The sequence below is a fragment of the Ningiella ruwaisensis genome (assembly GCF_004798935.1).
Lineage (GTDB): Bacteria > Pseudomonadota > Gammaproteobacteria > Enterobacterales > Alteromonadaceae > Glaciecola > Glaciecola ruwaisensis.
Map to the genome: position 1 here is coordinate 1 of NZ_RAHT01000011.1, position 11,705 is coordinate 11,705.

Below are 11,705 nucleotides of genomic sequence, written 5' to 3' on the forward strand. Positions count from 1 at the left end.
ATTTTAAGAGGTAGCATTAAATTACAGAAGAGGTGTCGAATGGAAAAGAAAAAGTGGTTTTTGAGTTTCACCTTGAAAAAATGCTTAATTTATATACTTTTACAGTAAGGCTACGTGAATGTGATATAGGATTTGCCTCCGAACTATAGAAACAAGCAGCTTAGAGCTCGAAATTTATTTAGTATTTTAGTTTTTCTACAGCCTAGTAAGATGCCTCGGTAGGCTGCTACTTTATGGAGTGATTACTATATATGGAACCAACGGTTTTTGTATCTTATTCACATGATAGCGAAGCTCATAAAAACTGGGTTTTGCAGCTTGCAACCAGATTACGCTCTAATGGTGTGAATATATTATTGGATAGGTGGAATCTAAAACTTGGAAGTGATTTAGCATCCTTTATGGAAAGAGGCTTATCATCCTCTTCGAGAGTCTTGTGTATTTGCACTGATATCTACAATCAGAAGGCAAACGGGTTTACGGGTGGTGTAGGTTACGAGAAGCAAATTATTACAGCTGAATTGATGTCGGACCTTAATAAAAACTGGGTTATACCCATTGTGAAATCAGTCGAAAATATTGATAAAACGCCAATCTTTCTCAAAGGAAGAATGTATGTCAGCTTCGAAGAAGATTTAAAACACGAAAGTTCTTATGAGGAACTGTTGCGTGAGTTGCTAGACGAACCAATATTGCCAATTCCGCCTATTGGTAAAAATCCATTTCAGAATATAAAAGCATTTTCAGAACAAAAATTTTTACCTAACTCTGAGAGATATATATCTCCGTCGGTGCGTGGAAAAGTCACATTTGATTACTCAAATAATAATGGGCGATACTACATTGGACAAGATGCATTAATGTTCGAACTTAATTTTTACAAATCTAGTAACGACAACATTCAACTTCTTAACGATCCAAGCAGTATCAAAACGGTTGCGGTTGTCAAAGACAAGTTGGAAATCTCTCAGATACTAGATGCACGAGATTATGACGGGTCATCGAGGGTTAGAAGACCAAAATTAAACCAGATAGCAGTAATTCAAAATAGAAACGGCTATTTTGCAGCAATCAAGATACTAGATATAAAAGATGATACCCGTGGTTACGAGTACGATGAAATAACCTTTGAATACTTTATTCAAACTAATGGTAGTCCAAACTTTTCATCTGTCGGCAGCTAACAAAGGTCTCATACCAGTCGCTGCTGCCGCTTCGGACACACAATTTTTGGTGCAATTGACATTTCCCTTCGCTACATATTTAAAAGTTCCTCTACAAATCATGCGTCGCATAGGCGATAGTTGAGCGGCGGCTAATGAACATCAAAAGTCTCCTGTAGAGTTAATATTTAAACCAATTTTTGCACAAAACTGATTTTTTTCTAGACGCACGTGTAGTAGATTTCAACGCTAGAAGGCAAATAGCCATAAAAAGTTAATCCATTGAGCTTTGGTTTAGTTTCAAGAGTTTACTATCGAGTTGTCACTTAAAAATACCCTTTTACTTTTCATAAAAGTCAGAGTTACCACTAATATGGCCCGTTTTGCTGCTCAAAAAATCGACTATCAATAGAACATCCGCGTTGTTTATACTAGCTAGTAATCTAAAAATTAGTACTTGACTGGATTTAAACAATGAGCGCGACGCTAACTATAAAGTATGAAATGAGATTACATTCAGAATATGATTTAGGACCTAGCCTTCATTTCAATCGCTGGATTCCTGATAGTGAAGATCACGCTATTATTATCGTTTCTGACTCGACAACAGTAATTGTTCGGATTGATAAATCTTGCATAACAGAAATCGGTGACATCACGGATGAAATTATTAGTAAATCTCTTGGCTTACAAGTAGGCAAAATGATTATTGAAGTCATCATAGACGGAATAAATAAAAAACTGGCAGATTTTATATAACGATAGGGATTGGACGCGAAATAAACATTAAGGTATTAGACCCGAAGATTCGGATTATGCAGAACTTAGGAAAGAATATGAGCAATTGGGCGGAAACACTGGCAGCATTGCAAATGATATGTTTAATAGGGTGATTTCTTACGCAAGAAACGTGAAGGGACAGTTTTGGTTATCCGAACATAAATATGATGTGAAACGACTAGGCAGTTTCTCGGCTCAACATCCAGCTAAAGCAAAAATTGATAGCGGAAATTGGTTTAGCTGGGTTCCTTCCAACACTACTCAGATTGATTGCCATTTACCACCTGAAGGAGCGGCGATTAAAGAAAGTGAATGGGAAGACTTGCAAACATTTTTACAAGAGTCAAAGCGCCCCCAATTGGCTTTTGAACTTTTATCAAATGCTCGTCAACTTCTTGAAATTGGTAAAACAAGAGGGAGCTTGATCGATGCTATCACAGCACTAGAAATCAGTTTGAATCGGTTCGGTAAAGACACTGATATTGCATCGTTAAAATTAGACTCATGTTCTGACCGTGTAAATTTTAGTCGGATAGGAAGTCAAATTAAGCACTTAGGGTTTTCTGGTTCAGTCAGTTTTCTTCTCCCTCTGCTTTTCCCTGAGTCTGTTCTGCAAAAGCAACTAATTAGCTCATGTTGGGATGCAATTCAAAAAAGAAATAATGTCGTTCACCAAGGCCAGCGTGAAATGAAACCAGAATATATGCATGAAACGTTAAGAAACATTGAAGATCTTTGCAGGATTCTTGATTCTTATACTAAAAAATAATGCTAGTTAATCGAATTTTGAGGTTTTTTCTAAATTTAACATTCGCTAAAAACTATTTCGAATCATCAATACATCTCTGCTACGGGATAATGTTGTCCTGTTAAACGTATTCGAGTTCTAAATCTTCAACCTTTTTCAAAATCAGCATCGCTTTCTTGAGTTGTGCAATGGAATAGTTTTACATATTTCTCTAATTGTGTATTGTACACAAAATGCACAATAAACTTTTCACTACAAACTGTATTGTATTTTCTACTTGAATCTGAATCACTACTGATTGCCTAGACACCACATATTTGTATGTACAAACAAAAAAATGCATCTAAGAAAAAGTCGTAACGGGCTCAAAATTGGATTTATTCTTTATACCATTACTATCGCTGAAAACGTATTGATAACGGTTTGTGTGAACGACCGCCATTGAACAGATTTAGCCTCAGTTCTGTCGTTTGCTTCTCTTTAGCCAACTTCCGCTTCACGCCCAAACCAGAGCTACAAATTATTGAATAGTCAGGCTAAATGAGAATAGCCCAAGCGTTAGCTTTGTCTCGAAGCACCATTTCTTAAATATCCAAACATTAGCTTTTAACCAACTGATGATTTTGACTGTTCACTAATTGTGTTGACGTCTAAAATTGAACAATAATGAAAACGCCTAAGTTTTAGCTTAGGCGTTTGCTTATTTACCAAAATAGATGGCTAATTCGATTACCCATTAATCCGCTTTTTTATCTTTGTCGCCGTCTAATTTTTCTGAAAGGTTTAAATCAAACGGTGGCATAGGCGCGTCTCTGCTTGCGTCTTCAGCCAAGTAAGTATCCATCCAGCGCATAAAGCGAAGAGAATAATCGTACTGTGCTGCTGCTTTTCGATTACCGTGTCCCTCACCTGGATAAAATACCAAACGAACCGGTGTGTCGGTGCGCACTTTCATAGAACGGTAAAGCTCCATGGATTGGCTAGGATGAACGCGCGTATCTTCTTCTCCATGCATAATTAAAGTGGGTGTTGTGCTTTTTCCTGCATGAAAAATTGGCGAACGCTCAATCAGGTTCATCCAGTTATCTTCCCAAGGCCACTTCAGCGAGTGCACCAAATGCATCTCGTTAGGAATATCACTTGTACCGAACTTCGAAACCTGATTGGATATGCCAACAAAGGCAACCGCTGCAGCAAAGTGTTCAGACAAAGCGGTCGCGCCCCACATTGATGCATAACCGCCATAGGAGCCACCCGTTATTCCCACTCGGTCTTTATCAATGATGCCTTCTTTAGCAAGTGCATCAACGCCATCGACCAAGTCGTTAAACTCTTTGCCTGCATAATCGTTTTGATGTTGTTTGGCAAATGCAACTCCACGCCCGGTTGAGCCTCGGTAATTCGGGTAAAACACCGCGTAGCCATCAGCGGCTGCAAATTGTCCACCGTCGGAATAACGCGTGATCCAAGCATCTGAATAATGAGCCTCCGGACCACCATGCACCTGTAACATCAACGGCCAGCCATCTGCGGGTTTTTCGCCATTGGGCAATATCAGCAAACCTTCTATCATCTCTCCATCGCGTGCTGTATAGCTAAAGGTTGTTTGCTCCGATAACGCGATATTCTCAAGCCATGCGTTATGATTCGAAAGTTTTTTGCTGGTATTACGATCCTGACTGAACACTTCACGGGGATGCTTGGGCGAATCGGCGATAAAACGTATCTCGTCATCTGCTACATCGACATCACGCACAACAATGTCATCTGGCGTTTTCAGCACGCGTTTTTCATCACCATCGGTTTCGTACACAACAAGTGCACTTTCAACACCTCTGTGAGCCACAGCAAGAATGTCATCGTCTAACCAATCGATATCCATGATATGTTGTTCGGCCTGCGGGGTCAGCTGCGTAAAGCTGTCGCTGTTAGTTTTCGCCACCATCAGCACGCCTGCAGAGGTGTCATGAATGTCGGTTCCTGCTAAAAACGCAAGATGATCACCGTCTTGTGAAAATACAAAATCTCCTAATTTCCCTGGGATATCGATTTTGGATTTTACTTCACCAGAGTTTGGGTCAATAAAATACAAATCGCGCTGCATCAGCGAATCATCAACCAGATTAGTAGGCGCTACTGCAGCAACAAGTTGCTTACCATCGTCAGATAAATCAAAGTCTGAAACATGGCCATCAGCATATACTTGCGTTGCAGAGGCTTCTGCATCGTTCAGGTTTACTGACCATAGTGATGCCAAGCGCTGATCTTCTTCATAAACGACCGCCTTGAAACCTTTGTCCTGAAGGTCTTTTTTATCTTCGCTCTTTTCGTCTTTGCTTAGCGCGACGAAATAAAGCGTTTGATTGTCGGGCGCAACTTCGTAATCACCAATATCAGTTTCAAACGCAAATCGCTTTTGAGCTTCTCCGCCGCTTAAAGCAATGGAATAAAGCGAAGTGTGCTTGTCGTCCCCGCGTTTACTTTTAAAAAACAAATGCTTGTTGTCACTACTGAACTGCAAACCAGAAATACTGCCATGTCCACCAGCGAACATGAGCGGTTTTTGACCTTCACGGATAACATACAAATGTGTATCTGGCGTGCCGTCTTCATCGCCTGCAAGAATGTCGCGCGGCACCGATAAAGTATAGGCTGTGATTTTACCGTCAGGCGATACAGTGACATTTGCGGCATGCTGCACTTTTGGAAGGTGCTCAATTTCGAAGCTTTCCTTGGCATGAACAGCGCTCGTTGCAAATGCCATGGATATTGCAGCAGCAACTACGCTTGCCTGCTTCGCTTTTAAAAATTTCATACTAAACTCCGTTGAATTTCTCGTTATTCTTTAAAAACATTCCGACTTGCTTATCACGCGTTTTACAATTCGTCTAAGCTTTCAATTCCCATGTTCCACAAGGTAAAGCCGTAAATATCGGCAAATTGTTCAATGGTTTTGCTAATAGGTGTACCTGCGCCATGCCCTGCATCAGTTTCGATGCGTATAAGCGTCGGATTCGAGCCTTGCTGATACTCTTGCAGGGTCGCTGCAAATTTAAATGAATGGGCAGGCACAACGCGATCGTCATGGTCGGCCGTAGTAACCAGGGTCGCTGGATATTCAACGCCTTTCACATTGTGTACGGGTGAATATCCTTTAAGATATTCGAACATTTCTTTGCTTTGTTCAGATGTACCGTAGTCATACGCCCATCCTGCGCCCGCCGTAAAAGTGTGGTATCTGAGCATATCCAACACACCTACAGCAGGAAGTGCGACCTGCGCAAGTTCCGGCCGCTGCGTCATTACTGCGCCAACAAGTAAGCCACCATTTGAACCGCCTCGAAGGGCCAAATATTGGCTACTGGTATAGTTTTCTTGAATAAGATATTCAGCGGCGGCAATAAAGTCGTCAAACACATTTTGTTTTTGCATTTGCGTACCCGCTTGATGCCAAGCTTTTCCGTACTCACCGCCTCCTCGGATATTTGGCACGGCATACACACCACCGAGCTCCAACCAAGCGGCGACGGTTGAGCTGAAGCTTGGATTCAAGCTGATGTTAAAGCCACCATAGCCATATAAAATGGTGGGATTTTTGCCGTTTAATTCGGTGTCCTTATGGTGAGTGATCATCATTGGTACCTTTGTACCGTCTTTTGAGGTATAAAACACCTGCTTTGATACATACTGACTGCCGTCAAACTGCGTTGCAGGCTTGTTGTATACCTTTGATGCTCCACTTTGAATGTCCAATTCGTATATGGTGGTGGGCGTTGTGTAATTGGTAAAGGTGTAATAGGTTTGTTCATCATCACGTTTCCCGCCGAAGCTCCCTGCATTGCCGAGGCCCGGAAGCTCGATGCTTCGCACTTGCTCACCCTCCAAGGTATACTGATAAACCTTTGAAATGGCATCGACCATGTATTCAGCAAAAATAAAGCCGCCGGCAGTGCTTGGCACAAGTACGTTTTCCGTTTCAGGTACCACATCCTGCCAGTTTTCAACGCTTGGATTATCCGCTTTAACCGATACTACTTTGGTATTTGGCGCATTCTCGTTTGTCACTAAAAATAAGGTATCGTCTTTACTTGTTAGCATGTAAACGTCTGATGCAATATCGTCTTTCACGGTAAGCCAGCCGCTGTTTTCTTTGCTCAAGTCTTTTAAGAAAGCGCGGTTGCCAGACGTTGAGTTCGCTGCCGACACAAACAAAAATCGATTGTCTTCACTCACTTGTGCGCCAACGTAGCGATGTTTTTCATCTTCAGTATGGCCAAATACTTTTAAATCCTCAGATTGTGGGGTGCCTATCTTGTGATAATAAAGTTTATGTTGGTCTGTCTTCTCACTTAATTCAGAGCCTGCTGGCTTGTCGTAACTGCTATAATAAAACCCTTCGTTTTTGTACCACGACATTCCTGAGAATTTCACATCGACCAATGAGTCACCAATTTGCTCCATACTTTCGGTATCAATCACATACACGGTACGCCAATCGCTACCTCCTGTTGAGGTTTGATATGAAGCTAAACTGCCATCTTCTGAAAACGCCAAACCAGCCAGTGATACGGTACCATCTTCAGAAAATGTATTCGGGTCAATAAACACTTCAGGCTCGCCACCGTCTTTTTGACGATACACGACCGACTGATTTTGTAAGCCATCATTTTTATAAAAGTAGGTATATTCACCTTGTTTAAACGGTGCTGAAATGCGTTCGTAATTAATCAGTTCTCTAACAAGCGCCGAGATTTCTTCACGATAGGGAATTTGCTGAAAATAACTTTGCGTTACTTCATTTTGTGCTTTTACCCACTCACCCGTTTCTTCGCTTCTGTCATCTTCTAACCAGCGATAGGGATCAGCAACCTCTTGACCAAAATAAGTATCCACTACATCTGATTTACGCGTTACTGGGTAAGTCACTGAGATATCCTTTGATGTTTCTTGCTGAGGCGCATCTACTTTGCTTTGACTCTCGTTATCCTGCCCGGGTGTGCAGGCAAGTACAAATGACAACGCGGCCGCGCCTAAGCTAAATTTAAGCAGTGTTTTTTGCATATTGTTTCCGTCGATAAAGTTGAGATTTATTATTGTAATACCTTACATACTCTATTCACTTTTGGTTGGTTTAACAACTATTAGACATAGGATGTCTAAGTAATGCACCACCTGTGATCTTAATGACATTATTGGCAAACGCGCAGTAAAGCATTGACCTTATCCCCCATTCCCACATAACATCCTGTTAACAAATGTAGAAGGAAAACGCTATGAATGCACCCTCATCTGAGCAAGGTATGTTATATGATGCGATTGTCGTCGGCTCCGGCGCAGGGGGTGCAATGGCAGCGTATGTGCTGTGTAAAGCCGGCCATAAAGTGCTGATGCTTGAAGCCGGCAGGGATTACAACCCGAAAACTGAAACGCCCATGTTTAATACCAATGCACAAGCGCCATTAATGGGTAGTGGCAATTCAGATAAGGATTTCGGTTTTTATGATGCAACCGTAGACGGCGGTTGGCAGGTGCCTGACGAGCCATACACCACAGCTGACGACACTGAATTTTTATGGTGGAGGGCGCGCATGCTCGGTGGGCGTACAAACCATTGGGGACGATATTCACTGCGTTTTTCTCATCACGATTTTAAAGGCAAAAGCCGTGATGGACTTGGCGCGGATTGGCCTTTTGAATACGATGATATTGCACCATGGTATGACAAAACCGAAGCGCTTATTGGCGTCTGCGGCACAAATACTGGCCTTGACGATATGCCAGACTCAGGGGAGGGCGTATTACAGCCGCCCCCAAAACCACGCATCCCTGAACTATTAGTGGCAGCCGCTGCTAAAAAGCATGGAATAGAGCTTGCGCCGATGCATCGAGCGGTATTAACGCGCCCGTTAGATAACAGGCTTGCCTGCTTTTACGCAACGCCTTGCGGCAGAGGGTGCTCAATTGGTGCAGCCTTTCAAACAACCACCTCATTAATCCCCATGGCACAAGCAACGGGTAATCTAACCATTATTACCAACGCGATGGCGAAAACTGTAAACGTTGACCAAAACGGCAGGCCCACAGGTATTGAATATATTCAAAAGCCTTCTGGAAAAGCGCACCATACCCATGCAAAAAATGTCATCCTTGCCGCAAGTGCCTGCGAGTCGGCCCGAATTTTGTTAAATTCAAAAAGTAAACATCATCCTAAGGGACTTGCCAATTCCAGTACTCAAGTTGGAAAAAACATCATGGACTCCACCGGTGCTGATATGGGTGTGGAAGTGCCATTATTAAAAAATCGCCCGCGATATAACGAAGATGGCCATACCGCGAATCACTTGTTTATTCCCTGGTGGGGCCATAAGGCGCAGGAAAAAGGCGAACTAGACTTTCCGCGAGGCTATCATTTTGAAATTGGAAGCGGGTTTAGGATGCCAGGCGCCGGTGTTGCTGGGGATCTGCAAGGCTATGGACTTAGTCTTAAACAAATTGCCCGAGAAAACTATGGCACCTATGTGCATTTGTCACTACGCGGTGAAATGGTGCCAAACGAGCATTGTTTTATGGAAATAGATGACAAAGTGAAGGATAAGTGGGGCATTCCTGTGGTTAAATTCCACTGGCGCTGGTCTGAACATGAGTTGAAACAGGTTGATCATGGCCTGAAAACGGCAAAGCTGCTATTTGAAACGATGGGAGCGAGAGTGGGAGACTTGCCTCCACCCGAGCAGGCAATTAAAAAAGGCGGAGAAATTATTCACGAGGTCGGCTCAACTCGAATGGGCACGTCGCCAAAAGATTCAGTCACTAATCAATGGGGGCAAACCTGGGATTGCGATAATTTGTATGTGATGGACGGGGGCGTATTTGCATCAAACCCTCACAAAAACTGCACCTTAACCATCATGACGCTTGCGATGAGAAACGCTTCAAAACTGGCTGAAGAACTGACTGCCCGCAAACAGATTCAAATTCAAGGCTCCGCTCATGCTTAACGACAAAAACCAAAACAAGAATAATGATTCTCAAACTGTTCAAGCCGTCGATAGCGGCTTTCGCGTCTCTGGCAGAATGAGCCGCCGCGAGTCATTAAAGTGCTTGGGCTTATTAGTGACTGCCGGATTAGCTGCGACAAATTCAGCGCTTGCTTTTGCTTTTGAGCAAACACATGCTCAAAACACACATGCCGGTCACTGGCCAAAGTTACACCTTTCACCCGTTAATGCCAAAGGCTATGGTAAAGATCCGAATTTAATCATTCCTCCATCAAACCCTTGGCCGCTGATAATGACAGAAAGTGAGCAAGGTTTATGCTCAGTACTGTGCGATATCATTGTTCCACAGGAAGGCGATATTCCATCGGCCGCCGAGCTTGATGTGCAGGCCGTTATCAATGAATGGATTAGTGCACCTTACGCATGGCAGCAAAGCGACAGACACATCATTATGCACCTTTTTGCCTGGCTCGATGATGAAGCAAAACTAAGAACTGAATCTCAGCATGATAAAGGTGAAGCCACAGGTTTTACTGACCTGTCGCGTGACGAGCAAATTAAGATAATTGATGATATCGCTTATTTAAACGAAAACACTTCTGAGGCATTTATTCGGCCAAGTCAGGCATTTGCGCGCTTAAGAGAACTGGTGCTTGCTGCCTTTTTTACAACGCCAACCGGAATGAAAGATATAGGTTATATGGGGAACGTACCGATACAGGGAGATTATCCCGGCCCAACAGAAGAAGCTTATGCCCACCTTGACACTGTGCTTAACAAACTTGGTTTAAGTGACTTTTCGTATCGAAGCAAGTGAAAATATGGCCGTAAAGCCCGTTTTTTGCCACATGCGGCCAACCCAGTAGAAAAGCGATATCATCAATAAGGAGAACCACCATTCATAGGCGTTTTCCCAGTTATCCCAGCCCTCCCATAAAAAACCGGCAATGGCGCTGGCAATACCGCTTATCACCAGCATCGCGCAGATGCGATAGATGAACTTCCGTTCATTACTAAGCCCCAATGATGCGATATTTATGCGCTTAAGTTTTTGCAGCAGCAGTAAATGTCCAAAGGCCGAAAAGGCAAAATATAGAATAACGCCGATGCGTCTTGCCAGTGCTTGCGGCTCATCCTCTGCACCTAGCGTAACGGTGTAAACAATAAGAGCCGCAGACGCGATATAGCCTAAACTCGTTATCAAACGAATCGTTAGCGCCCCATTTGACACTTTATCAATCCATATCTTCAATAAAAACCAGTATGCGGCCATACAAACGGCTGTGGGTATCATCAGTGCTTTAAATACAAAAAATTCTGGTACTTGACGCCCTGTTGCGCTAATCGAGTGGCAATGCGACCAATAGGGATTGCACATGTTTAAATTACCCATGGTGCTTGAAATCAACCAGGTCAAATGCACAGTAAAAAGCGGTAGCAATACACAAATAAGCGCAATATGATAAGGCTTCATGGCATTTATATCCTTAACTCATTTATCTATACACACTCTATTTTTATACTAGGCCCTGCCTTGCTGATAGGCTGCATAGTCAGGCACAAGATAATCGTACTGCGACTGTAGCAAGGGGGATGTGAGTAAATAATCTGCGCTGCTCGGGTTACAAGCCACCGGAATATTCCACACCGCTGCAATACGAAGTAATGCTTTTACGTCTGGATCGTGGGGCATGGATGCCAATGGATCCCAAAAAAATATGAGCATATCCAGGGACTGTTCAGCAATCCGAGCTCCTATTTGCTGATCGCCACCAAGTGGACCACTTAATAAGGCTTCAATTTCCAACCCCGTTTCTTGCGATATCTTGCTTGCGGTTGTGCCTGTCGCGAATAGCGCTTGCTCACTAAGCGCCTCGAAGTGCTTTTTACACCAATCACTAAGTTTTGTTTTCATATGATCGTGCGCAACCAGCGCAATATGTTTCTTTTTTGGTGCCGTTTTGTGTATAAATTCCATGTGACTGACTCTCGTTAAAATGTTATGGCCTAAATCCT

The 11,705-nt window shown here is 42.9% G+C and carries 9 protein-coding genes; 5 read left to right on the plus strand and 4 right to left on the minus strand.

The window, feature by feature from the left end:
* Positions 1-251 precede the first annotated feature (251 nt).
* From D6V41_RS17015 to D6V41_RS17025, 3 genes are all read left to right on the plus strand, one after another.
* Entirely contained in the window at positions 252-1,184 is a 933-nt protein-coding gene (locus D6V41_RS17015) for a toll/interleukin-1 receptor domain-containing protein (RefSeq protein WP_136252754.1), read from the plus strand.
* A gap of 453 nt (positions 1,185-1,637) precedes the next feature.
* The gene (locus D6V41_RS17020; RefSeq protein ID WP_136252755.1) at positions 1,638-1,922 is read left to right on the plus strand and encodes a hypothetical protein; all 285 of its coding nucleotides are present in this window, start codon (positions 1,638-1,640) and stop codon (positions 1,920-1,922) included.
* 85 nt (positions 1,923-2,007) lie between these two features.
* Positions 2,008-2,712, plus strand: coding sequence for a hypothetical protein (locus tag D6V41_RS17025; protein ID WP_136252756.1), 705 nt, complete (start codon positions 2,008-2,010; stop codon positions 2,710-2,712).
* A gap of 715 nt (positions 2,713-3,427) precedes the next feature.
* Here the strand turns inward: D6V41_RS17025 and D6V41_RS17030 are convergent.
* Complete coding sequence (locus D6V41_RS17030; RefSeq protein ID WP_136252757.1) at positions 3,428-5,506, minus strand: S9 family peptidase; 2,079 nt, start codon at positions 5,504-5,506, stop codon at positions 3,428-3,430.
* A 62-nt stretch (positions 5,507-5,568) separates the two neighbouring features.
* Positions 5,569-7,752 carry a prolyl oligopeptidase family serine peptidase gene (locus tag D6V41_RS17035; protein ID WP_136252758.1) on the minus strand — a complete coding sequence of 728 codons (2,184 nt, stop codon included), beginning with the start codon at positions 7,750-7,752 and terminating at the stop codon, positions 5,569-5,571.
* Between the two features lie 212 nt (positions 7,753-7,964).
* Here D6V41_RS17035 and D6V41_RS17040 point away from each other — a divergent pair, with 212 nt between their 5' ends.
* The gene (locus tag D6V41_RS17040) at positions 7,965-9,689 is read left to right on the plus strand and encodes a GMC family oxidoreductase (protein WP_241664586.1); all 1,725 of its coding nucleotides are present in this window, start codon (positions 7,965-7,967) and stop codon (positions 9,687-9,689) included.
* Entirely contained in the window at positions 9,682-10,506 is an 825-nt protein-coding gene (locus D6V41_RS17045; RefSeq protein WP_136252759.1) for a gluconate 2-dehydrogenase subunit 3 family protein, read from the plus strand. The genes D6V41_RS17040 and D6V41_RS17045 overlap by 8 nt, the downstream gene beginning before the upstream one ends.
* Here D6V41_RS17045 and D6V41_RS17050 read toward each other — a convergent pair.
* Both D6V41_RS17050 and D6V41_RS17055 read right to left on the minus strand, forming a co-directional pair.
* The gene (locus D6V41_RS17050; RefSeq protein ID WP_136252760.1) at positions 10,477-11,163 is read right to left on the minus strand and encodes a hypothetical protein; all 687 of its coding nucleotides are present in this window, start codon (positions 11,161-11,163) and stop codon (positions 10,477-10,479) included. The genes D6V41_RS17045 and D6V41_RS17050 overlap by 30 nt on opposite strands.
* Positions 11,164-11,211: 48 nt before the next feature.
* A complete protein-coding gene (locus D6V41_RS17055) occupies positions 11,212-11,667 on the minus strand; it encodes a methylglyoxal synthase (protein ID WP_136252761.1) in 456 nt (151 codons plus the stop codon).
* Between the last annotated feature and the right edge of the window lie 38 nt (positions 11,668-11,705).

Coding starts and splice junctions, on each gene's coding strand:
- D6V41_RS17030 (WP_136252757.1), bottom strand. CDS start 5,506: ATGAAATTTTTAAAAGCGAAGCAGGCAAGCGTAGTTGCTGCTGCAATA.
- D6V41_RS17015 (WP_136252754.1), top strand. CDS start 252: ATGGAACCAACGGTTTTTGTATCTTATTCACATGATAGCGAAGCTCAT.
- D6V41_RS17045 (WP_136252759.1), top strand. CDS start 9,682: ATGCTTAACGACAAAAACCAAAACAAGAATAATGATTCTCAAACTGTT.
- D6V41_RS17050 (WP_136252760.1), bottom strand. CDS start 11,163: ATGAAGCCTTATCATATTGCGCTTATTTGTGTATTGCTACCGCTTTTT.
- D6V41_RS17035 (WP_136252758.1), bottom strand. CDS start 7,752: ATGCAAAAAACACTGCTTAAATTTAGCTTAGGCGCGGCCGCGTTGTCA.
- D6V41_RS17055 (WP_136252761.1), bottom strand. CDS start 11,667: ATGGAATTTATACACAAAACGGCACCAAAAAAGAAACATATTGCGCTG.
- D6V41_RS17020 (WP_136252755.1), top strand. CDS start 1,638: ATGAGCGCGACGCTAACTATAAAGTATGAAATGAGATTACATTCAGAA.
- D6V41_RS17040 (WP_241664586.1), top strand. CDS start 7,965: ATGAATGCACCCTCATCTGAGCAAGGTATGTTATATGATGCGATTGTC.